Genomic DNA, 22302 nt, shown 5'->3' on the forward strand with positions numbered 1-22302 from the left:
ACCGCGTCGCGCGCGCGTGCCGGGGGTTCGCCGGACATGACGCGCCGTTGGATCTCACGCAGGGCCGCCCGGTGCGTCCCGGCGATGGCGCCCGCGAGGAGCGCGGGCATCGGGAGGCCGATGGTGTCCGGTGCGCCGACGGCGCTCGGCGGATGCTCGGCCAGAGCGGTCACAAGTTGGGCCTCGGCGCGTTCGCCGATCTCGCGCCCCGTCCTCGACGGCAGCACCCCCAACGTCCTGAACGCCCTCGTCCAGGGAGTCGTCACCGCCAAGCAGGAAGCCCGCGCCCTGGGCCACACGCTGGCGGTCGGCTTCAACGCCGTGCCGACCTTCGATCCGGCCGATACCTTCTGGAGCGAGCTCGCCGCCCTGGCCGACGCATGCTTCCTGGAGAGCCTGGACTACGTCGGCCTGGACTTCTTCCCCGACGTCTTCCGTCCCATCGCCCCCGACCGGCTGGCCGCAGCGGTCACCGCGGTCCTCACCGCTTTCCGGCGCACCGACCTGCCGAACGCCGGCATCCCGGACACGGTTGCGATCCGCGTCTGCGAGAACGGCTGGCCCACCGGTCCCGACCGTCCGGAGCAGAGGCAGGCCGCGGTTCTTGACATCGTCGTCCGGACCGTGGCCGCGCTCGCGGCCGACCTGAACATCGACGGCTACTCGTTCTTCGCCCTGCGGGACGCGGACAGCGGCGCAGCGGGGCTCTTCCACCGCTTCGGTCTCCTGCGCGACGACTACACCCCCAAGCCGGCCTTCGAGACGTACCGCCGACTCATCGACGAACTGGGCAACCCACCGCTCGTATCCCGGTGACGCCTCCGTCCCCTGGACGGCACCGAAGCGCTGTCGCTTCTCATGGACATCGAACACGGCACAGTGGAAGTGCCTCCCGAAGCCATGAACAACTGCTGTCGAAGCTGAGGTTCTGGCTCGCCTTCCGTGTAGGGACACGCTGAGTGATTGTTGGAGGTTGGTGCCCTGGCTGACTTGCACCGCGGCCTCCGTACTCCGCCTGCCGCCCTTGACGGCAGACCACTACCCAATTTTGAGCGCGTTCAAATATGGTTGGGTTCGGCCGAAGAGGCCGAGTGCAGGGCGGCTGCCCGAGCGCATGGGGGAAGGGGTTGGCATGGGACGACAGTTGTGGCGCTCAATCGCTTTCATAGGGGTGGTGGTGGGGCTGACGGTGTCCTGCGGCTGGGCTGCGGCGATCCACGCCGCAGAGGTTTCAGCGGATCAGGTTGAGGGGGAATGGACGAGCGAGGCGGGCACATCCCTGACCTTCCACGAGGATCACACCTTCACCACCGCGCACTTCGACGAGTTGCCCGTCGCATCAGACTGCAAGAACCCTTCGGCCTTGTCCTCTGGTCGCTGGGCGTTCTATGCCCCCACTGAAGCCGACCAGATCAACACCGCTGAAGAGACCGCCACACGCGGCACCGTGCTGTCGCTGGTCTTCTCCGCCGACGACTGCGACGTGGACGCCTACCTCTTCGGTGACGAAGGCGACCCTGTGATGTGTCCGACTGGGGACCCGGATGTCGGCTGCCCGAGTGACGGCTACCTCCACCGACACCAGCCCACGGCTTCCGGCTCCTGAAGCGGCCGCGACTCGGCCGGTCGGCTCAGGCAAGTAGTACTCGCTTCCGCAACAGCTTGAAGCCTGCGCGGCCGAACACCTGGCGCTTGAGCATCTTGATCCTGTTGACGTGTCCTTCGACAACGCCCGAGTTCCCAGGCAAGGTGAGGCCGGCGATGACGGCGTCACGGTCACGGTCTATGCCTGAGCGGCGACATCATGATGTCGGGCCTGGTGTGGGATCTCCGCATCCAAGTCCGCGAGAGTCGGGGGCGTCGCTCCCGCCCGGCCGACTGCCGCGGCCGATCCGAGAGGAGGGCCAGACATGAAGTCCACCGGAGAATTCGCACCCAATTCGAGTGTGCATGCCGAATTGGACTTCGCGCTTCCCGCTGATCCGTCCGGGTTCCGTCGTCTGGTCGGAGGGTGGTTCGTCGACGCGGTGCAGAAATTGGCCGGCCCCGCACTGAATCCCTTCGAGCCCGGTCTTGACCTGGCCGGCCGAGGGCATGTGCTCAAGGAAAGCGGAGTTCCCTTCGGAAGCCCCGGGGAGCTGTGGGGATCGCTCTGGGTCGCGGAGATGCACCGGGGTAGACGCAAGCGCTCCGGAGAAGTCTGGACACCCGCGGCGTGGGACGCCTTTCTGGACCGCCTTGACAGGGTGCCGCTGAACGCCACGCTCAGACTGAGCGTGTTGGACCCGGACGGCTACCCCGCGGCGCCGTGGTTCCAGGTGACGGCCGAGCGCGACGTGGACGCTCCCGAGTGGGTCTGCCTCATGGTCGACCGGTCGTCGGAGGACTTCTTCGCCCCGGACACCGGCCACGCCACCCAGCAGCGGTGGACCCAATTCCTCCGCCGCCGCCTGCAGGAGGCGGACCAGACGTGTCTCTACGGCTGCGTCACGGACGATGTAGAGACGACCACGCATCGCACAGCGCTTGAGGCCGCGCTCGGCCTGTTCCAGGACGAGACGCTGCCCGAGCTCGACGAGACGCTGCGCGGTTACTCATGGATCACCGTGTGCTCCCCCGGCGTTTCCAACCGCCTGGGCGGCGCAGCCAGACTTCGCGAATCAGAGGTGTTCGCCGGCATAACCCCGCTGAAGGACGGTGGCCTGGTACTCCAGGCCACACCGGACATGCGTTCCTACATGCCGGACCGCGTCGCCACGGTGTTTCAACAGCTCCGCACTGTGCTGCCGCCCGGTACACCGAGCGAGTTCGTCTCGGACGTGACTCCAAGGCTTGTCCACGAAGAGGCCTGACCCCTGGCCCAAGGCGTGTCCCGTATAAGGCTGTGAGCTGGGAGGTCGGCTGGCGGCACTGTCGGCCAATGGAATCTGAGGAGCCGAACGAGTGCCCGCTTCATGGTGCTGGGGTGAGCGCCCAGAGCCTGGTGGGGCGTCGGCTCGCGGCGGCCCTTGGGTCGTGGCATCTGCACGGCAGTGATGACCCCGCGGGCCCGCTGGATGTGTGGCTGATCGATGACCAGGGGGCCGCCATTCACCTCACGACCGGATCGGATTGGTGTCTGATCGTTGAGGCGTCGGAGCCGCACGCCGGCTACGACATGGGCGACTCGGGGCTCATCACCGTGGGAGCGATCGGAGGGAAGACATCGTTCGCAGACCACATCGGGGAAAGCGTCCTGGCGGTGCGGGAAGACCACGAACCGAACACCGGACGCGTCGCCCTGGAGCTCACGTTCTCCACCGGTCGGGTCCGTTGTGAGAGCTGGGCTGGTGACCTCCGCCTGACCGCGGTGTGATGATCTTGGTGTGGGTGGTGGATCATGGCGTCGGAGTCGTCCTGGTCCGGTGATAGCGACAGTCCTTGAGAGACGTACACCCGCCGGTCTGTTCGAGCAGTAGACGCGTTGGTCACGATGGCGGTCACGTGGGTGTCGGGCCGACGCCTTGAGCCGTCTGGGGACTTGATCCCTATATCCAGAGCGGTGGTGCCCGATGCTCTCGTGACCGCCATCGTCGTCACACTGCCCACTTGATCACTCGTTGGTGAATGTGGTGCGAGCCGACCGCATGGTGACCCCTCGTGATGCCCGAGCCTGCAGCTCCGACGCAGACCGGGGCCTGTGCGGTGAGCTGGTGCCTCGCCCATCACGCGGGCGTCCGGCAAGAAGTCCAGCATCACCCGGCGCTGGGTGAAGAACGACCGCCTCAACCACGCCGGATACCTCTGGGCGTTCTCCGCGATCAGCGCCTCGACCGGCGCCAAAGCCCACGACCGGCCGGCGTCGCGACAACCACGCGGACTGGCACGCGGCCGCCCAGCGCAACTGCTTCAACCGCATGATCGGCCAGCGCTACGACTGCCTCCAACAGAACCATCGATATGACGAGGCACTGGCCTTCCCAGTTCCACTCCACGAGGTGGGCACAGCGGCCGCATAACCAGAGGCCGTATCTCACCGGCAGCGATCAGGAGCATGCCTAGCGGGGCAGGCGGCCCAGCACAGCACGGAACCTCTCCCGCCCTGCCGTGACGCTCGCGTCCCACAGGCCTGAGGCGTCACCGCTCAGCGAGAGGGATTGGAGCTGTTGTTCCTCGGCGAGAAGGCCGGCACCCGCCATGTTCTGGTCCAGCATCCCCATCGCGGGGCAGTGGTAGAGGCAGCCGAGCAGCTTGTTGAACAAGTTCCTGAGGGCGGCCGTGTGGTGCTCTCCGTCAGCTCGTCGCCGGTCATAGTGGCGCGTGGGGCTTCAGTGAGGAGGGCGGCGAAGGCCCACATGTGCCCGGCTGATGCCAGCCGTTGGTTCTTGACGGTTCGGGCCACGACGACGTGGCTGCGGCCGGAAGCTCGTGCGACGGGGGTGGCACCGGCGTATGCCTTCATTGCTCTGGCCTCCCCGAAGCGCTCGCGATCGTCGCCGAGCTCAGTATGACGCTGTCGCAGGCGGCATCGAGTTGCCCGAGGAGAACTACGGTTGTTGTCCCATGGCCTGTTCGACCTGGGGCAACTGGTGGAGGTGATCCGCGCGGAAGATCGCCCGCAGCCGCTCCACCTCGGCCTCCATGCCGCACCGTGGGCGGCCGGCCCGCTTCAGCAGCGCACGCAGCCGGCTGCGGGTGCGTTTGGGCGGCGTCGGCCGGTGTGGGTGCGGCCAGCCAGAACCAACCGAGCGCGCCGAGAGTCGAGCCCGGGCCTGCCAGTGCCCTGGAAGGCCGCGAGGGCGGGGTAGTACTCGCGCAGGTGGGAACGGAGCCGGTTGATCATCTGCTGCCGGTCCCAGACCGCGTCCTGGTGGGCGCGGGCGAGAACTGCGACGGCCTGCCCGGCTTCGTTGCCGGAGGGCAGGGCCGGTGGGCATGCCGGTCGGTCCGCAGGATGTTGGCCAGGACGCGGGCGTCAGCAGCGTCGGACTTGGCCCGGGAAACGCTCCCGCGGTCGCGGTAACGGGGGGCAAGGGGGGAGTGGCCCCGGCCTGGTCCCTCGTTTGAAGCCTGTCGTGGCGATCACGTGAGCCAGATGACGGTCAAGCGGGCACGTCAGATGTTGGTGGTGACCTCAGTGCCGGATTAGACCGCCGACTGGGACGGGAGCGACGTGGCCGGTTGCCGGAACGGTCTGCGCCAGGGCGAGGCCGATGTCGAGCAGCGAAGATCGGCCGAGGCGAGCGACGTCGGGAATCGGAGTCCAGACCGACTCGGCGGTTTCGCCGTTCAGCTCAGGCCGGAGTTGGCCGCCGGTGATGCGGACCTGGTAGAAGATGCCGACATTCTGGAGCTCGGGCCGACCGGGCAAGCGGCGCTCTGCCGCCCGCTGGCGAACACGCGGCGGCACGCCTCCGCCTGGTCGTCGATTTCGACGGCGCGGACCAGCTTGGCCAAAGCCGAGTACCCCTGAATATTCCCAACGGGTCGTCCCGTATGGTTATTTCATGACGCTGCCCAGCGCCCCGCGTGGGCGTCCCAGAGACAGTCGTGCCCATCAGGCGATCCTGAGCGCTACGACCGAGTTGGTGACCGAAGTCGGCTACGCCCTCACCTCAATTGGGGCGGTGGCGGCTCGGGCCGGCGTCGGCAAGGACACTGTTTACCGGCGCTGGTCGGGCAAGGCTGAGCTGGTGTACGAGGCGGTCTTCACCGAGGCCGAGGCGGCTCCGGCACCGGACACCGGCACGCTGGCTGGTGACCTGACCGCGCTGCTGGAGGCCCTGATCCAGGAGTTCTCTGCCCCAGCCGCTGCTGCCGCCCTGCCGGGCCTGCTGGCCGACTTTGCCGCCGACCCAGCCTTGCAGGCCCGCATCCGCTCCCAGTTCCTCGCCCCGGCCAAGGACAGCTTGGTGGCGGTGTTCGAGCGAGCCGTCCAGCGCGGGGAGGCTGACCAGAACGTGCCGGTCGATCTGGTTCTGGACACACTGGCTGGGGCCGTCTTCTTCCACGTCGGCCTGGTGGGCGGGCAGCCCAGCCTCCGGCTGGCCACGCAACTGGCGGCCATCGTGGGCCGCGGAATCGAGACCCGATGAACGCCTGGTTCCTCACCGCTGGGATAACCGCCGGCGCGGTGGCTGCCCTCCACGCCATCGCGGGTGGTCGGGATGTCGTCCGACCCCTGCTGGCCGGCAACCTCCCCGATGAGCCCCGCAGTGTCCTGCACGCGGTCTGGCACATGGTCACGGCCGACCTGATGCTGGCGGCCGCCGCCCTGATCTGGCTGGCCCTGGGTGACCGTCCCGGCGGTGACACCATCGCCTGGCTCTTGGCGGCCCACTTCGTGGCCTATTCAGGCGTGTTCCTGGTGGTGTCACTGGCGGCGAGCTGGTCGAAGCCCTGGCTGCGCTTGCCGCAATGGATGCTGCTGTTGCCGGTGGCGGTTCTGGCGGCGGCCGGCGCAACGTGAACCGCCAGGGGCAGGCCGGCAGGCATGGGACGCGCGCCGATTGTCGTACACCGGCCCTCTGCCAGCGGGCGTCAGCGGGCCGGGACGAAATCCTGGGGACGGCCTGCTCCGGCCACGACCTCGTGGTGTTCCTGGAAGCGGCTGGGGTCGACCAGCCGGACGCTGTGCGCGTTCGGGTTCCCGGAGCGGCCCGTTCCCCTAACTCCGGGGCCCAGTGGGCCACAAGGCAGGCGGGGCGAAGACGCCCGCCCTGCACATGGTCCATGGGAAGAGGCCAGTCGCTGCGGAGAACGAGGTGATCCACGCCGAAGGCGGTGATCGCGAGGTCGACCACCACCGGGTCGTGGGCGAGGCAGTGGCTGAACCGTGCGTGTCCGGCGGTCGTCCTGAGCAGGCCGTCGTTGACCGCGCTGGTCCAGGCGGCGGGCGTGGACGGGACAGGCGCTGACGGAAAGCAGCGGGGGAGGGTGGCGCGTCCGAAGCGGTCGTGGTGGCCGACCGTGTCATGAACAGGTTCGGGGTGGGGGTCGGTCAGGCGGAAGACGGTGCCGTACTGGAAGCCCCCGCGGCGCTTGCCCGGTGGTCTGTACATCATCCGGTCGCGCGGATGCGTGCCGGCAAACCACGCACTGGTACCTCGCGCAGGAGCCAGGTCAGGTGCTCGATGTCGTAGCCGGAGTTCGGGCACGAGCAGCATCGATGGGTCACCAGCCAACACCCCGTCCGCCAGGCGTGGGCTGCACGCACCTTGAGCGCAATCCTGCCGGTCTCCGGGGGCTGAATGCCGGCCATCAGGGGTTCAGCTCCGCCCAGGAGGTGGCTCCGCCTGCGTGTGCGATCGTGCCGTACCGGACCGCCATGGCGGCCACGATGAGCATGCCGCGGCCGTGTTCCTCGTGCTGGTCGGGCTTCGACGTCGGATTGGGGCGCGGACCGCCGTCGGTGACTTCGATCCGCAGGAGCTGTTGCTGGATGCAGCGCACTCGCAGGGCGGCCGGCGGCAGGGCGTGGAGCACTGCGTTGGTGACGAGTTCGGAGATGATGAGCAGAGCATCGTCCAGTGCCGTCGGCGACACCCTCAGGTCGGTGAGGAATTCCTTGGCAATGCGTCGAATCCGGCTGACATCCTTGGCATCGGCACTCACCAGGGCGAGGTATTGGTCATTCGTGTCGACTGCCGCGGCTCCCTGACTTGCGCGGAAGAGCTGGTCGGTCGTAGTGGCCCTGCAGTGTGCAGGTGGTGCTTGAGCAGTCATCACAACCTCGGGTTTCCGCGGATGCAACGAGTGTCGTCGCGACCGCCGAGCGAGCCCACAAACTGGTAATTACCAGATATGACCACTTTGCGCATCGAGGGGTGATGTTGTCAATTCCGAAATCGCAAAAGATGTGGCCTATTTACTGCGATATCAGTGATGGAATGGCGTCATCTGTGTCGATCCAGTCGCCGCTGGCCAACCCTGCGCGCCGAGGCGGTTCGAGCCTGCCTTCTGCGAGGGGCAACAGCGCCCGTATCGTCAGTGCGGACGGGAACACACAGCGCTTCGCGACTACGTGGGGTCACCGGCTCCTGGCTCGGAATGCCCGTGAGTGCCATTCCCGGACCTCCTTCAGTGGATCGCCGTCCAGTTCCCAGGGCCAGGAGGTGGCGACCGCCGCGGTTGCTTCGAAGACCGGCCAGGCGTCCTGCGGGCGTGCTGCCTTCGTCAGCACGTAGGCAAGGAGGTTCAGGTCGGCGAGTGCTGCTGCGTGCCTGAGGAAGCCGGGCTGGGGCCAGGTGGCCAGTGCCTCGTCGACGAGGACGCGTTCGTGGGGCTGGTCCCAGTGCCTGCGTGCGGTCAGCGCGGTGATTCCTCCGGCCGCCAGAGCCCTGCGATACCGGTGGAGGCTGGCAGTGAGGCTCAGGGCTACTACGGGGGAGCCCGAGGGCGCAGAGGCGATGACCGAGTCGGTGAACTGGACGGTCAGGACGTTGGATCCGCATTCCTCCGGGGAGACGTAGTGCAGCATCTGCCGGTGGGCCTCGCGGTTCCAGGGATCCCGCGCGTTCACGGCCGTCCATGCGGGGTGGATCTGAGCCCAGGGTGCCCGCACCAGTCGGTAGTAGCTCAGCAGCCCGACCCAGGGGGCAGGGTCGGCCGGCGCGAGCTCTGCGGCGTCCTGGCACAGCGAGACCGTTGCGCTCAGATCGCTGCCGGCGCCGCCGGCTCGTGCCCGGGTGATGTCGGCGAAGGCCTGGAGAAGCATTGCGTCGGCACAGGCAGGATTCCAGGCGCGCCATTGGCCTGCCAGGACGTGCGCGTCGGGAAGCGAGCTGAAGATGAGCAGGCGGTGCATCCGCCGGTCCCAGTCCTCTCCCGGATCGCGAAGTGCCTGCTCTATCGGGTAGGTGAGGGCGCCGCGGTCGTTGCACTCGGCCAGGTTGTTTCCCTGGGCCGCGATCTGCGCTTCCAGATGTGTCAGGGCGCGGACCAGCGGCAAATCATCGAGCTCTGGCCGCAGCCGCTGGGGAGGGCGCTGACTTCGTTTTCGTGGCCACACGGTGATCTGCTCCATTTCATCCGCCGTCACGTGCCGGTGGCGCGACACCGTCGCCGCCGGCCGAGGACGGTCACCTCCGCGTGTGCTGTCCCGGCGTGGTCGTGTGTCCATTGCGGGAGGGCGGGAGCCCTGAGGTGTCTGCCGCCAGCAGGGCCGCTCCGAGGAGTGCCGCATCCGCGCCCAGTGACGAGATGTCGACAGGGGGCGCGGCGCGCCAGGTGAGTCCGCGCTGCAGGGTGCGGCGTACGGGCTCGGTGAGTGCTTCTCCGGCCGCGGTCATGCCGCCTGCCAGGACGATGCGCCGGTGGTCCAGGAGCACGGTCGAGGTGACGAGGGCTCTGCCGAGAGCGTCTGTTCCCTCGGCCCACAGGCGTGCGGCATGCGGGTCGGTGTCCAGGCGTGCGGTGATGTCGGCCGCGCTGTCGGCGATGCCTCCGGTGTGGCGGTAGCGGCGGACCAGGCCGCTGGCTGACGCGTAGGCTTCCAGGCATCCGTGCTGGCCGCAGGCGCAGAGTTCACCGTCGGCATGGACGGGGATGTGGCCGAACTCGCCGGCGAAGCCATGGGCGCCTCGTGTGATCCGGCCGTTGCTGACGATCCCGGCAGCCACGCCGGTGCCGAGGACGACGACGAGCAGGTCGTCGGCGTCGGCACCGGCGCCGAGCCGCTGCTCGGCCAGGCACGCTGCGCGGACGTCGTGCTCGAGTGTGACGGGCAGGTGCAGCCTGTCCCTCACGGCTGCGGCAAGAGGCGTCTTGTGCAAGCCGAGATTCGCGGCGAACCGGACGACACCCGCATCGGCGTCGATCAGCCCCGGGGCGCACAGGCCGATGGCTGCGGTAGGGGGACGGACGAGAGCAGCGGCGACGCGGACGACGGCGGCGACAACGGCGGCGGGACGTTCGGAGGTCGGTGTGGCCAGCCGCAGGGTTTCCTCGGCCGCCCCTTGGGCGTTGAACCGCGCGGCCTTGATGGTGGTGCCGCCGAGGTCGACCGCGACGACGTTGGTGGGGCGGCTCATCAGTACCCCTGACCGGGAGGCTTGTGGTGAGCGATGTGGCGGTAGTAGCGCTGCTGTTCCAGTCGGGCGGCGGCGAGTTCGTCCACCACCACCGTGGCATGCGGGTGCAGTTGAAGGATGGAGGCGGGGCACTGGGTGGTGACGGGTCCTTCGACGGCGGCGGCCACGGCGTGGGCCTTGTGCGGGCCGGTGGCGATCAGGACGAGGTGGGATGCTGCCCCGATCGTGGCCAGCCCTTGGGTGATGGCACTTCGGGGTACCTGGTCGAGTCCGCCGAATGAGCGCGCGTTGTCGCGGCGCGTGTCGTCGGTGAGGGTCTTGAGCCGGGTGCGGGAGGCGAGGGAGGACCCCGGCTCGTTGAAAGCGATGTGGCCGTTCACGCCGATCCCGAGGATCTGCACGCCGACCGGCCCCGCCCCGGTGAGTGCGCGCTCGAAACGGCGGGCCTCTTGCTGCAGGTCTGACGCCGTGCCCTGCGGGACGTGTACCCGGGCGGGGTCGAGGTCGATGTGGTCGACCAGCTCCCGGCGTATCACCTGGGCATGGGACTGGGGATGGGAGGGCGAGAGTCCCACGTACTCGTCGAGCAGGAAGGCGTCGATACCTGCGAAGCTCAGGCCCTGGTGCCGGTGGCGGCGGATCAGGTCCCGGTAGACGCTCAGCGGCGAGGAGCCTGCGGCCAGCCCCAGAGTCTTCGCACCGTCGATGATCGCGCGCTCGATGATGCCCGCGACCGTGCGGGCGGCCCCGTCGGCGTCGGGGAGGAGCACCACCTCCATCAGTCCTCCAGCCGTTCGCCCGCTGAGGCGACGATGGCGTCGCTCGTCCGCTGCGCGGTGGCGCGTGCGGTGTCCGGGCCCCCGGCCACGAGCGCGCGCGCCGCCAGGTTCTTGCAGTCCTGCAAGGTGAGCCGGACGAGGGCGTCACGGACCGCGGCGACGGCGGGCGCGGCCATGGACAGGCTGCTCACGCCCAGCCCGGCCAGGACAGGGGCGAGGAGCGGGTCGGCTGCGGCTTCACCGCAGACGCCCACGGGGCGGCCGAGCGCCGCTGCGGCGCTGCACACCCGAGCGATGAGGGTGAGCAGCGCCGGCTGCCACGGGTCCAGGAGGTGCGCAAGGGTGTGGGCGGTGCGGTCGGCGGCGAGCGTGTACTGGGCAAGGTCGTTGGTGCCGATGCTGGCAAAGTCGACGTGCTGCAGCAGATCGTTCGCGAGCAGGGCTGCTGAGGGTACTTCGATCATGATGCCGACGGTCTGTACTCCGTAGCTGCGGGCCAGGTCGGCGAACTCGGCTGCCTCCTGCACGGTGGAGACCATGGGCGCCATGACCCTCATCTGCACGCCGGTGCGTTGTTGGGCTGTGACGAGGGCCTTGATCTGGGTCTCGAGGATGCCGGGCACGACCGTGGAGGTGCGCAGGCCCCGCACGCCCAGGGCCGGGTTGTCCTCAGGGGGAAGGCGCAGGAACGGCAGGGGCTTGTCGGAGCCGGCGTCAAGGGTGCGGACGGTCACGGCGCGGCCCTCGAAGGCGGTGAAGACCTGCGTGTAGGCGTGGATCTGTTCGTCGACGGTGGGGGGCTCGCGGCGGTCCAGGAACAGGAATTCCGTACGGAACAGCCCCACGCCCTCGTTGTCTTCCTGCGCTGCCCTGGAGGCGTCGCCGAGTGTGCCGATGTTCGTGAGGAGGGCGACAGCGTGCTGGTCGGCCGTGTGTCCAGGTCCGTGTGCGCGGCGCTGCTGTCGGACTCGGGCTTGTTCTTCCCGGGCTTGTTGTCGGCGTTCGCGGGTGGGATGCGCTTCGACGGTACCGGCCCGGCCGTCGAGGATGACGGGCGTGCCGCCCGGCAGAGCGGCGGACTCCGCACATCCCACCACGGCGGGCAGACCCAGGCTGCGCGCGAGAATGGCCGTGTGACTGGTCGGGCCTCCTCGCTCGGTGAGCAGTCCCACCGCGTCACTGTCGGCCAGGCCGACGGTGTCGGCCGGCGAGAGGTCTTCGGCGGCCAGGATGAAGGGGTGTCCGGGGCAGGGGAGGCCGGGCATGGGTACCCCCAGAAGGAGTGCCACTGCCCGGTTGCGGACGTCGCGCAGGTCAGCGGCACGTTCGGCCATGTAGCCGCCGAGTCCCTCCAACCGGCCGCAGTAGTCGTCGACGGCGAGGGTGAGGCTGTGGGCGGTGGGCACGCCGTCGCAGATGTGCCGGGCGGCGGCCTGGACCAGAGCATCGTCGCCGGCCATGGCGGCGCCGGCCTCCAGAATGGCGCCGCCTGTTCCGCTCGTCCCGATCGCGGACAACTGCTCGGCGACTTCGGCCAGGGCCTGCCGTACGCGCTGTACTTCGTGCGCAGGGTCGTCGCCTGCGGCTTCGGCGGGGTCGGTGACGACCGGCGGCGCCATGCGGATCAGTGGAGCGCAGGCCAGCCCCGGGCTGACGCCGTAGCCGGTCATCGTGGTGGAGGATGCGCTCACGCGTCGAGCTCCTTGCTCAGCAGGGCGGCCAGCTCTTCCAGCACGGCCTCCGCCTGGTCTCCCGCCGCGGTCAGGGTGACCTGGTCGCCGCAGCCGGCGCCGAGTGTCATGACGCCCAGCAGGCTGTTGGCGGGGACCGGGGGCTTGCCCTCTACGGCGATGGTCACGGGGACCGGTGCCTGGGCGGCAGCCTGGACGAAGATGGAGGCCGGACGGGCGTGCAGTCCGCTGCGTGAGCCGATGGAGACGACGCGCTGCGCCATGGACGGTTCCTTTCGACGGTTGTTCCGGGACGGGTGCGGCTGGCGTCAGGCCGCAGGTTCGGGCTGTCGTTCCTGTGCGGAATCCGGGTTCTCTTCCTCTCGTCCGGGAGTGCGCAGGTTCCAGCGGCGGATGACGAACCGGAACAGGACGTAGTAGAGGGCGGCGTAGGCCAGGCCGATGGGGATCAGCAGGAGGGGGTTCGTGGCCTTGCCCCAGTTGAGGACGTAGTCGATGAGCCCGGAGGAGAAGGTGAATCCGTGGTGGATGTCCAGGGCGTTGACCAGGGCGAGGGAGGTGCCGGTCAGCACGGCGTGCACGAGGTAGAGGGGCCAGGCGACGAAGAGGAAGGAGAACTCGATCGGCTCGGTGATGCCGGTGAGGAAGCTGGTGAGGCCGGCCGAGAGCATGATGCCGCCGACGGCCTTGCGGTGCTCGGGACGGGCTTCGCGCCAGATGGCCAGGGCTGCGGCAGGGAGGGCGAACATCATGATCGGGTAGAAGCCGGTCATGAAGATGCCGGCTTCGGGGTCGCCCGCGAAGAAGCGGTTCAAGTCGCCCTGGACGCCGTTGTAGTCGCCGAGGATGAACCACACGACGGAGTTGAGGATGTGGTGCAGGCCGAGCGGGATCAGCAGCTTGTTCGCCGTGCCGTAGATGCCGCCGCCGACGATGCTGTTGTTGTCGATGGCGCCGCCGGCGGAGGTCAGACCGTCATTGAACAGGGGGTAGATCAAGCTCATCAGAACGCCGACGCCGAGAGCGGTCACGGCCGTCAGGATGGGCACCAGCCGGCGTCCGCTGAAGAAGCCCAGATAGGGCGGAAGCGCGGTGCGGTAGAAGCGCTGCCACAGCATCGCCGCCAGCAGACCGATGACGATGCCGCCCAGGACCCCGAAGTTGACCAGGGCCTGCTCACCTGCCGGGTCCTTCTGTCCTTCGAGGACGACCGGCGACATCGCTTCGAAGACGCCCTCCAGGACGAGATACCCGACCACGGCGGCCAGTGCGGTGGAACCGTCCGCCTTCTTCGCGAATCCGATGGCGATGCCGACAGCGAAGATCAGGGGCAGGTGAGTGAAGAGCGCCCCGCCGGCGGCGGAAATGACGTGCGCCGTGTCCTGCAGCGCGGGGAAGCGGCCAAGGACATCGTCCTGCCCCAGCCGCAGCAGGAGACCTGCGGCGGGGAGCGTGGCGATCGGCAGCATCAGGCTGCGGCCCAGTTTCTGCAGGCCTGCCAAGCCGGGTCGGCGGCCGGTGGATGGAGTTGCGCTGGTACTCATGACGACCTCAATGGGTGTGCAGGAGGAAGGGAGCCAATGGGACGGGCGGAAACCCGACACGGCTGAAACGACCGGTGGACAGGACCGGTACCATCTGGTTATGACCAGTGGTTTCAGCATGGCCTCGCTGCCGCGCGGGTGTCAATGCCTGAGGTGCTCGTTGTCGGGGAGAACAACAGCACCGCCGCTGGGGCCCGCCCGCTCCACCGGCCGGTCCGACCGCAGGCGGCGGTAAGGTGAGTGCATGATGCATACTGGTAATAACCAGTAGGGGGCGCATTGCTCCCTGGACGGAAAGCGGGGTCACGGTGGCCGGACAGCAGATTGTCGCCAAGGGCATGGTTCCCAAGCACGCACAGCTCCGCGCGATCCTGGTCGACATGTGCACCAATCAGCTGTCACCCGGGGACGCACTCCCCAGCGAGCGGCAGCTGTGCATCGACCACGGCGTCAGCCGTGTCACGGTGCGCGAAGCGCTCAGCCAGCTCGTGAGCGAGGGCCTGGCCGTCCGCGTCCATGGGCGCGGGACCTTCGTGGCCGAGCGGGCTTACCGCTCCGAACTGCGCCTGGCCTCCTTCCACGAAGACATGCGCCGCCTCGGCCTGGAGCCGGGCACCGTCGTCCTGTCCATCGGTCAGGACGCCCCTCCCCCTGCATCCGCCACAGCGCTGCAGATGACCGACGGCCAGCAGGCATGGCATGTCCGCCGCCTCCGACTGGCCGACGGGACACCCATCTCCGTCGAGGATGCGTGGTACAGCGCCGATGTCCTGCCGGAGCTGGACAGCGTGGACTTCACCGCATCGATCTACGACACCCTCGCCACGCGCTTCGGTCACCCCATCTCCCGCGCGGAGCAGACGATCGGAGCCGGGCCGGCCTCTTCCGAAACAGCTGCATTGCTGGGCATTCGCACAGGTACCGCCGTCATGACCTTCGACCGGATCGCCTACAGCGGCGAGCAGCCCATCGAGCACGCCTACTCATGGTTCCGCGCCGACCGGTACCAGCTGCACATGACGCTCACCGACGGGTGAGTCGAGGGCGTAGCCGCCGAACCTGAAGCGCTGCTCCCGGCCTCGCGAGTGGGGGACCGGCACATCGGGCTCGGCACGACGATGAGAACAAGCCAGGCATCGTTGAGCGAGCCCTCAAGAGGGCGGAAGTTCTTTCTGTCGCCATTTCTTGTCGTCGTCGTGCGGCAGCTCTTCGGCCCGACAACCCCGCGCCCCCAGCTCTCCGTCTGGGGATAACGCATGAGATTGACAGGTCCACGACATTCCTACGTTGCGTGCGGACGCTTGACGAAGTACCGTCTGGTCCTGTCTGGTTATTACCAGTAGGCGGGTGCTGTCAGAGCACTCCATTCACCAGGTGATCCATTGAGGAGGGGACTCATGTCCAAGGCACGTTTGATCGTCGAAGGCCTCGGCGGGGCCGGCAACATCGCCGACATCGAGGCTTGCATCACCAGACTCCGCACCGAGGTGAACGACACGGCCGCCGTGGATGTCGCTGCCCTCAAGAAGGCAGGGGCTCTCGGGGTCCTCGTCTCGGCCGGCATCGTGCAGGTCGTCGTCGGCGCCGAGGCGGACGGCCTGGCCGAGGACATCAAGGAGCTGCTGTGAGCCTCGCCGTCCGTGCCCCGCTGTCCGGCGATCTTGCGGCACTCGGCGAGGTGCCCGACCCGGTCTTCGCAGCTCAATTGGTTGGCTCGGGACTGGCGGTGGAACCCTTTTCTGGCGCAGGACTCGTCGATGTCGTGGCCCCTGTGAACGGTGCAGTGGTCAAACTGCACCCGCACGCGTTCGTCATCCAGACCGACAACGGGACCGGCGTTCTGGTGCATGTGGGCATCGACACCGTGCGGCTCAAGGGAACAGGTTTCGGCACGCATGTAGGGGAAGGAGACCGGGTCGAGGTCGGCCATCGCGTGATCACCTTCGACCCCGCCGCGGTCCGAGCGCACGGCCTGTCCGCGATATGCCCTGTCGTCGTGCTCGACAGCCGGCCCGGATCGGCGCAGCCGCCGGCTGTTACCGGTCCGATCCAGGCCGGTGCACTCATGTTCAGCTGGGCTGCGTCATGACCGGCGCCAGTGTGGGCTCGCAAAAGGCGATCGGCACCAGCTCTCCCTGCGAGGCGGTCCTCCTGGACTTGGACGGCACTTTGGTACTCAGTGAGGACGTGCATCGGCGTGCTTGGCAGGCGTTCTTCGACACGTGGGGCATGGAGGTGACCGACGCCGACTACGAACAGCGCTACATGGGACGGCGGCCCAGCGACATCATCACGGGCGTACCAGGGCCCTGGGCAGGAACGGACCCGGCTGCCGCCCTCGCCACCATGACCGCCTTCACCCTGGAGCATGCCGGCAGCGTGAAGGTCGTGCCCGGCGCCGCCGCTCTCATCCGACAGCTGCGTATCAAGTACCCAGTGGCCGTAGTCACCAGCGCCGGAGCGCAGTGGGCCCAGCATCTCCTCGACGATGTCCTCGACGTGCGCGAACTGGTGGACTTCGTCATCACCTCGGAGGAGATCACCTGCGGCAAGCCGTCACCCGAGGGCTATCTGAGGGCCTGCGCGGCCTTGCGGGCCCGGCCTCAACAGTGCCTCGCCTTCGAGGACTCACCCTCGGGAATCCACGCCCTCACCGCCGCGGGTGTCCGGGACATCGTCGGTGTCACCACAACCGCCAACGCAGCCGGTCTCACCCGCGCCGGAGCTCGCTGGACCGTCCCCGACCTCACCACCCGACACCTACGTCACGTACGCAGATCCTTCAACGCCGAACAGACGGCCCGGGAAAGCGACGACACGGAGGCCACCACGTGAAAAGACTCGACGTAGCCATGATCGGCGCCGGGTTCATCGCACGCACCCACTTGCCGGCCTGGATCGCCCTCGGCGCACGGGTGCGCGTCTTCTCGACCGACGGCCAGGCCGCCCGTCTCGCCGAAGACTTCGGAATCACCGCGGCCTCCACCCTCGAGGAAGTGCTGGAGCGGGCCACGATCGTGGACATCTGCACTCCCACCGCCACCCATCGCGACATCGCTCTGGCCGCCTTCGAGGCAGGGGCAGACGTCCTGTGCGAGAAACCGCTGGCGCTCGCCCCCGCCGAGGCCACGGACATGGCGGATGCCGCAGAGAAGGCAGGACGCCAGCTCTACCCCGGGCACGTCGTACGGTTCTTCCCCGCCTACGTCCGGCTCCACGACGTCATCAGTTCCGGTGCGCTCGGCCGCGTCGCGGTGGCCCGTTTCACCCGCACCGGCCGCTATCCGACATGGAGCCCCTGGTTCGCTGACCCCGCGCTCTCCGGAGGCATCGTGACCGACCAGATGCTCCACGACATGGACATCGCCAGGTGGCTCTTCGGAGACGTCGTCTCCGTCCACGCCACCCAGCGCGGCCACCTCACCGCCCCCGCACCCGAGGGAGCCGTGGCCACCGGCAGCGCGACCCTCACCCACGCATCCGGCGTCATCTCCCAGGTCCTGGGCGTATGGGGCCCGCCCGCGACCCCATTCCGCTACACGTTCCACGTCGCAGGCTCCGACGGCACCCTCTCCCACGACTCCCTCGCACACCCGTCGCTGCGAGTGATCGGCAAAGCCGGCGCCGAAGCCGACGGGGTACCCACCGGCGACTTCGGTGAAGACCCGTTCGCCACTCAGATACGCGAGTTCGCCGCCGCGTTCCAGGGCGGCAGCGTCCCCCGCGTCAGCGCGCTCGACGGTGTGGCTGCCGTTCGCATCGCCGCAGCCGCTCGCCAATCCGTAGCAACCGGCCTGGCCGTCGCGGTCGACGACACTTGTCCGCACAAGCAGATGGAAGGACGCCACTGATGAAGGTCGCCGTCTTGTCTTTCGCCCATGTGCACGCCGCAACGTACATCGAGCTGCTGCGCGATCGCAGCGACGTCGAGCTCATCACCACCGACCCCGACGCCCCGCCCGGCGACCCGACCCGCGGCAAGGCACTGGCCGACGTACTCGGCGTCACCTACAGGGCCGGCTACGAAGAGGTCTTCGCCGAGCTTCCCCAAGCCGTCATTGTCACCAGTGAGAACAGCCGCCACCGGCAGCTCGTCGAACAGGCCGCCGCGGCAGGCGCACACATCCTGTGCGAGAAGCCCATAGCCACCACGGAAGAAGACGCACGCGCCATGATCGACGCCTGTGAGCAGGCCGGCGTCAGTCTCATGACCGCATACCCCGTGCGCTTCCACCCGGCATTCACGGCACTGCGCCACACCCTCGCCGATGGCTCCCTCGGATCCCTCCTCAGTGTTCATGGCATCAACAACTCCAGCCCCCCGGGCCTGGAACGGCCCTGGTTCGCCGACCCCGCCCTCGCGGGCGGCGGCGCAATCATGGACCACACCCTGCACATCGCGGATCTCCTGGACGTCCTCCTCGACAGCGAACAACCCACACACGTCTACGCCGTCGCCAACACCCACCTCACTCCGGACCACGAAGACGAACCAAAGGTGGAATCCGCCGGCCTCCTCACCCTCACCTACGCAAACGGGCTCGTCGCCACCATCGACTGCAGCTGGAGCCACCCGTCCTCCCACCCCACCTGGGGAGGCCTGACGCTCACCTGCGTCGGGCAGCGCGCCTTCGTCGAATTCGACGCCTTTCAGCCACTCCTCGACGGCTACGACACCACCCAAGCCACCACCCGCTGGGAGCCCGGCGCCGTCGACCTCAACGAGGCCATGCTCGACAGCTTCCTGACCGCCGCCCGCACCGGCCAACGAGCCCACCCGGACGGGGAGACCGGACTACGCACTCTTCGAACCGCCCTGGCCGCCTACGCATCACTCCGCACCGGCCAGCCGGCGACTCCTTCCTGTACTGCCTGAAGGCCCCAGACACCACTGCCGCCCAAGTCCACCGACCCCGCCTCTGCGCGGCCATCGTCGACCGCCTCACCTTCGGCGGCACCCTCGTCCAGACCGGCACGGAGTCCTACCGCCTCGCCCTCACACAAGCCCGAGTTGCTGCGCAAGACACCTAGGCGGTTTCGTTTGGATCATCTGGCGGACCAGAGGAAGATGCCCGCGACGTGCAGTCCGGCCAGGTAGATGGCCGCTGTCTTCTCGTAGCGGGTGGCGATCCCGCGCCACTGTTTCAAGCGGTTGATGCAGCGTTCGACGGTGTTGCGCTGCTTGTATGCCTCGCGATCGAAGGCTGGCGGCCTGCCACCCCGGCTGCCGCGCCGCAGGCGGTGGCCGCGTTGATCGGCCGGAACGGGGATGACCGCCCGGATGCCTCGCCGCAGAAGGTGTTCACGGATGGCCCGTGACGAATACGCCTTGTCGGCCAGGACGGCCTCTGGCCGGGTCCGGGGCCGTCCACGCCCTCGGGGGACACGCAGGCGGGCCATCACAGCAGCGAAGGCGGGCGCGTCACCGGCCTGTCCAGCGGTGAGATGGAAGGCCAGGGGCCGGCAGTTTCCGTCGGCCGCGAGATGGATCTTCGTGGTCAGCCCGCCGCGGGATCGGCCGATGGCGTGGTCGTCCGGCTCGCCGGCTGGGGCCCCTTTTTCCGGGCTCCAGCCGCGTGCTGGTGGGCTCGCACGATCGTGGAGTCCACCGAGACAACCCAGTTCAGCTGTTCGTCGGCGTCGGCCTGTGCCAGAAGCGCGGTGAACACCCGCTCCCAGGTGCCGTCGGCGGACCACATCCGCAGCCGGTTGTAGACGCCCCGCCAGTTGCCGTACTTCTCCGGCAACTGCACCCACTGTGCCCCTGTCTGAAACTTCCAGGCGATGGCGTCGATCACCTCTCGGTGGTCCCGCCACCGGCCACCCCGCTTCGGTTTCCGGTCCGGAAGTAACGGCTCGATCCGCGCCCACTGCGCGTTAGTCAACGGCACACCCGGACAAACGAGCAGACGATCCGGAGGGAGCGGCTACACACCGCGGGTGCCATCGGCCTTGCCGGCGGCTGTCCACCAGGAGATCACTCGGGCCGCCATCGCTTCCGGCTCCGACGGCAGGGGGGTGAGACCGAAGTGAACCTCCAGCTCGTGCCGCAAGAACTCGCCGATCTCTGTCTGGTCGGCGCCACCCCGGAGCCGCTGGAGAAGAGGGACGAGCATGCAGTCGTATTCGTCCTGCACCTCGTCAGCGACGCCGATCGGATCCCACTCATTGAGCAGATGCCGCAGGCTGTTCTCGGTGGCGTCGGTTCCAGGCCGCATCGCTCCAGGGTGCCACCCGGAACCGCCCTCGTCACTCACCCCTACCTTGATCCAAACGAAACCGCCTAGCGCTGGATCGACATCCCCGAGATGTCGCAGGAGGAATCGTTGACCAGCCGCATCATGGAGGCCGACTGGCTGTTTATCGAGATCAGGGCGCGTCGAACAGCGCGCTCACTGATTCGCCGTTGTGGATGCGCCGGACCGCTTCACCCAACGCCGGGGGCGATCGACAGGACGCGCAATTTGTCGGTGCGGTGCTCGATCGGTATGGGCACGGTGTTGGTGCACACGATCTCCAGCACATCCGGCTGTTCTGACAATCGTTTGAGGGCTCCCGCCGAAAACAGTCCGTGCGTACAGGCAACGCGGATCGAACGCGCTCCTGCTGGCGGAGGCCCCGCGAGCGGCGTCACACATAAGCAACCGCTCGACGAGGTTCTCCTGCACGGGAGTGACCAGCGGCTGGATCAGGAAGACATCCCGTTCGCGGCAGGCCTGCAGTTGCACCTCGAGACAATCGTTCGCGAACCGGTTCACACGCACCGGATTCAGAGGAACCCCTAGGTGGTCGCACACCTCGGCCGCCAGCTCGGGGTGGGCACTACCGCTGAACACGGCGATCTCCCGCACGACGCTCCTCGCTTGATCGACTCGGTCATGCCACATGCTCATGGCCCCTCGACGTGGGCGGCCCCCAGATGGCGCAGCCGACTGCGAAGCCCATTCGTCGTGGCGGGGACAGTCACCCGAAGGGCCCGCACACCCCAACGAAAAGGGCCCGTCCGTCTCGCAGTGGTGTTAGTTCTCACCGACATTTTCCGGCCCTTTCATCGAGGTGCTGATTGCAGTAATCAATGAGTGGCTCGTGACCAGCGTGCTTACAGACGGCTTCGGGCGGCCAGGTCGCAGGCGCCGGCGATTGCCTCGGTGTCCCAGTAGAAAGGGCGGACTTCAGAGATCCGCCCGTCCTTGACCCTGATCGTCTGCAGAATCGGGAACGAGAGCTCGCGGCCGGTGGCACGAGCTCGAGCATGGACCTGGGTGAGTACCACCGCAGTCTCGCCGGTGGCAAGGAACTCCTGCTCCGCCATGTCGAACGACTCCCACACCTGGCTCATCGCAAGGAAGAACCCTTCCATGCCCTCGTGCCCACGCCAGATTCCGCCATAGGGCAGAGCCTCGGCTTGATGCAGCACGACATCAGGCGCGAAGAAGGGGGCAAGCAGGTTGAACGGAGCCTCGCCCGGGCCTCCGGCCGCCAAGTACTCCGCCTCCGCCGCATACATGCCAGTGAGGATCGTTACCGAGTCCGTCCCGGATGGAATCGTCATGCCGCAAGTGTGATCAAACGAGATGGACCACGCTGGCAGCAATCAGACATCGACCTGTGGCCGTGGCCAGCACTTTCCCAACAGGCCCTAGCCGCGGCCGAGGAGGAGAAGGCCAGGTCAAAGGGAGCGGCCTCGAAGAGCAAAACGGGCAAGAGACCGAAAGTGATCCCGCGCTGGAAGAACGACGACGCATCCGGCGTCGGCGGAAACTCCGGCTGAAGGCCGCCCTCCTCGGACGTTCCAGAGGCGGGCAGACCAGCAAGCTCCACCTCGCCGCCGACCGCAAGTGCCGCCCGCTGGCGTTCATCCTGACCGCAGGCCAGGCAGCGGACAGCCCGCAGTTCATCCCCGTCCTGAAGAAGGTACGGGTACGCGGGCCCGTCGGCCGACCCCGCATCCGGCCGGACGCGGTCGCCGGGGACAAGGCGTACTCGTCCCGCGGGAACCGCGCCCACCTGCGCAAACGCCGTATCAAGGCGGTCATCCCGGAGAAGAAGGACCAGGCCGCCAACCGGAAGAAGAAGGGCTCCAGAGGTGGCCGACCCGTCACCCACGACGCCGATCTCTACAAGGAGCGGAACACCGTCGAACGCCTGATCAACAAGCTCAAAGCATGGCGAGGCATCGCCACCCGATACGACAGGACTCCCGACAGCTACCGCGCCGGTCTCCACCTGCGCGCCTCGATGATCTGGATCAAGGACCTCACCAGGACCACCCGATGAT

22 protein-coding genes and 6 pseudogenes are annotated in these 22302 nt (G+C 68.0%); 15 read left to right on the top strand and 13 right to left on the bottom strand.

The genetic code is table 11. From position 1 onward, the window contains the following. Positions 1-120 precede the first annotated feature (120 nt). The 5 genes and pseudogenes from ACWD0A_RS01055 to ACWD0A_RS01075 all read left to right on the top strand — a co-directional run. Positions 121-816: a hypothetical protein gene (locus ACWD0A_RS01055; protein WP_451293365.1), complete on the top strand. Its 696-nt coding sequence runs from the start codon at positions 121-123 to the stop codon at positions 814-816. A gap of 316 nt (positions 817-1132) precedes the next feature. Then, positions 1133-1606, top strand: coding sequence for a hypothetical protein (locus tag ACWD0A_RS01060; protein ID WP_451293367.1), 474 nt, complete (start codon positions 1133-1135; stop codon positions 1604-1606). 304 nt (positions 1607-1910) lie between these two features. Next, positions 1911-2852, top strand: a complete 942-nt coding sequence (locus ACWD0A_RS01065) for a hypothetical protein (RefSeq protein WP_451293369.1) — start codon at positions 1911-1913, stop codon at positions 2850-2852. 113 nt (positions 2853-2965) lie between these two features. Continuing rightward, positions 2966-3355 (top strand): hypothetical protein, encoded by a 390-nt coding sequence (locus tag ACWD0A_RS01070; protein WP_451293371.1) that lies wholly within the window; start codon positions 2966-2968, stop codon positions 3353-3355. A 333-nt stretch (positions 3356-3688) separates the two neighbouring features. Beyond that, positions 3689-3998, top strand: a pseudogene (locus ACWD0A_RS01075) (IS110 family transposase); the annotation flags it as partial. A gap of 39 nt (positions 3999-4037) precedes the next feature. Here the strand turns inward: ACWD0A_RS01075 and ACWD0A_RS01080 are convergent. Continuing rightward, a pseudogene (locus ACWD0A_RS01080) lies at positions 4038-5010 on the bottom strand (IS110 family transposase); the annotation flags it as partial. A 103-nt stretch (positions 5011-5113) separates the two neighbouring features. Further along, positions 5114-5392, bottom strand: a pseudogene (locus tag ACWD0A_RS01085) (NUDIX hydrolase); the annotation flags it as partial. A gap of 94 nt (positions 5393-5486) precedes the next feature. Here ACWD0A_RS01085 and ACWD0A_RS01090 point away from each other — a divergent pair. Both ACWD0A_RS01090 and ACWD0A_RS01095 read left to right on the top strand, forming a co-directional pair. Then, positions 5487-6074, top strand: a complete 588-nt coding sequence (locus tag ACWD0A_RS01090) for a TetR/AcrR family transcriptional regulator (protein ID WP_451293373.1) — start codon at positions 5487-5489, stop codon at positions 6072-6074. Further along, on the top strand, positions 6071-6448 hold the full coding sequence (locus ACWD0A_RS01095; RefSeq protein WP_451293375.1) for a hypothetical protein: 378 nt from the start codon (positions 6071-6073) through the stop codon (positions 6446-6448). The genes ACWD0A_RS01090 and ACWD0A_RS01095 overlap by 4 nt, the downstream gene beginning before the upstream one ends. Before the next feature lie 791 nt (positions 6449-7239). Here the strand turns inward: ACWD0A_RS01095 and ACWD0A_RS01100 are convergent. The 7 genes from ACWD0A_RS01100 to ACWD0A_RS01130 form a co-directional block, all read right to left on the bottom strand. Beyond that, entirely contained in the window at positions 7240-7593 is a 354-nt protein-coding gene (locus ACWD0A_RS01100; protein ID WP_451293377.1) for an ATP-binding protein, read from the bottom strand. Positions 7594-8008: 415 nt separating this feature from the next. Next, positions 8009-9004, bottom strand: a complete 996-nt coding sequence (locus ACWD0A_RS01105) for a hypothetical protein (RefSeq protein ID WP_451293379.1) — start codon at positions 9002-9004, stop codon at positions 8009-8011. Positions 9005-9059: 55 nt separating this feature from the next. Then, positions 9060-10010 carry an ROK family protein gene (locus ACWD0A_RS01110; protein WP_451293381.1) on the bottom strand — a complete coding sequence of 317 codons (951 nt, stop codon included), beginning with the start codon at positions 10008-10010 and terminating at the stop codon, positions 9060-9062. Next, positions 10010-10789, bottom strand: coding sequence for a glucosamine-6-phosphate deaminase (gene nagB / locus ACWD0A_RS01115; RefSeq protein WP_451293383.1), 780 nt, complete (start codon positions 10787-10789; stop codon positions 10010-10012). The genes ACWD0A_RS01110 and nagB overlap by 1 nt, the downstream gene beginning before the upstream one ends. Then, the gene (gene ptsP, locus ACWD0A_RS01120; RefSeq protein ID WP_451293385.1) at positions 10789-12480 is read right to left on the bottom strand and encodes a phosphoenolpyruvate--protein phosphotransferase; all 1692 of its coding nucleotides are present in this window, start codon (positions 12478-12480) and stop codon (positions 10789-10791) included. The genes nagB and ptsP overlap by 1 nt, the downstream gene beginning before the upstream one ends. Then, on the bottom strand, positions 12477-12743 hold the full coding sequence (locus ACWD0A_RS01125) for an HPr family phosphocarrier protein (RefSeq protein ID WP_451293387.1): 267 nt from the start codon (positions 12741-12743) through the stop codon (positions 12477-12479). The genes ptsP and ACWD0A_RS01125 overlap by 4 nt, the downstream gene beginning before the upstream one ends. A 45-nt stretch (positions 12744-12788) precedes the next feature. After that, positions 12789-14024 carry a PTS transporter subunit EIIC gene (locus ACWD0A_RS01130; RefSeq protein ID WP_451293389.1) on the bottom strand — a complete coding sequence of 412 codons (1236 nt, stop codon included), beginning with the start codon at positions 14022-14024 and terminating at the stop codon, positions 12789-12791. 308 nt (positions 14025-14332) lie between these two features. On the opposite strand from ACWD0A_RS01130, the gene ACWD0A_RS01135 reads away from it, so the two are divergent. The 7 genes and pseudogenes from ACWD0A_RS01135 to ACWD0A_RS01165 all read left to right on the top strand — a co-directional run. Next, positions 14333-15061, top strand: a complete 729-nt coding sequence (locus ACWD0A_RS01135; protein ID WP_307712119.1) for a GntR family transcriptional regulator — start codon at positions 14333-14335, stop codon at positions 15059-15061. A 360-nt stretch (positions 15062-15421) separates the two neighbouring features. Continuing rightward, positions 15422-15652: a glucose PTS transporter subunit EIIB gene (locus tag ACWD0A_RS01140; protein WP_307712118.1), complete on the top strand. Its 231-nt coding sequence runs from the start codon at positions 15422-15424 to the stop codon at positions 15650-15652. Beyond that, entirely contained in the window at positions 15649-16113 is a 465-nt protein-coding gene (locus ACWD0A_RS01145) for a PTS sugar transporter subunit IIA (protein WP_451293391.1), read from the top strand. Before ACWD0A_RS01140 ends, ACWD0A_RS01145 begins: the two co-directional genes overlap by 4 nt. Further along, complete coding sequence (locus ACWD0A_RS01150; protein WP_451293393.1) at positions 16110-16859, top strand: HAD family hydrolase; 750 nt, start codon at positions 16110-16112, stop codon at positions 16857-16859. The genes ACWD0A_RS01145 and ACWD0A_RS01150 overlap by 4 nt, the downstream gene beginning before the upstream one ends. Then, positions 16856-17875: a Gfo/Idh/MocA family protein gene (locus ACWD0A_RS01155; protein WP_451293395.1), complete on the top strand. Its 1020-nt coding sequence runs from the start codon at positions 16856-16858 to the stop codon at positions 17873-17875. The genes ACWD0A_RS01150 and ACWD0A_RS01155 overlap by 4 nt, the downstream gene beginning before the upstream one ends. After that, a complete protein-coding gene (locus tag ACWD0A_RS01160; RefSeq protein ID WP_451293397.1) occupies positions 17875-18900 on the top strand; it encodes a Gfo/Idh/MocA family protein in 1026 nt (341 codons plus the stop codon). Before ACWD0A_RS01155 ends, ACWD0A_RS01160 begins: the two co-directional genes overlap by 1 nt. A 35-nt stretch (positions 18901-18935) precedes the next feature. After that, positions 18936-19055: pseudogene (locus ACWD0A_RS01165) on the top strand (IS21-like element helper ATPase IstB); the annotation flags it as partial. Positions 19056-19070: 15 nt separating this feature from the next. On the opposite strand, the gene ACWD0A_RS01170 reads toward ACWD0A_RS01165, so the two are convergent. From ACWD0A_RS01170 to ACWD0A_RS01185, 4 genes and pseudogenes are all read right to left on the bottom strand, one after another. After that, a protein-coding gene (locus ACWD0A_RS01170; RefSeq protein ID WP_451293399.1) for an IS5 family transposase occupies positions 19071-19915 on the bottom strand; the annotation gives its coding sequence in 2 pieces (ribosomal slippage) (positions 19071-19582 and positions 19582-19915; 846 coding nt in all). Between the two features lie 36 nt (positions 19916-19951). Beyond that, positions 19952-20242, bottom strand: a complete 291-nt coding sequence (locus tag ACWD0A_RS01175) for a hypothetical protein (RefSeq protein ID WP_451293401.1) — start codon at positions 20240-20242, stop codon at positions 19952-19954. Between the two features lie 151 nt (positions 20243-20393). Beyond that, positions 20394-20875, bottom strand: a pseudogene (locus ACWD0A_RS01180) (ribose-phosphate pyrophosphokinase-like domain-containing protein). A 248-nt stretch (positions 20876-21123) separates the two neighbouring features. Beyond that, entirely contained in the window at positions 21124-21576 is a 453-nt protein-coding gene (locus ACWD0A_RS01185; protein WP_451293403.1) for a nuclear transport factor 2 family protein, read from the bottom strand. A gap of 90 nt (positions 21577-21666) precedes the next feature. Between ACWD0A_RS01185 and ACWD0A_RS01190 the strand changes: the two are divergent. Next, positions 21667-22301 (top strand): annotated as a pseudogene (locus tag ACWD0A_RS01190) (IS5 family transposase); the annotation flags it as partial. Position 22302 lies beyond the last annotated feature (1 nt).

The organism is Streptomyces sp. NPDC002867 (assembly GCF_053591895.1).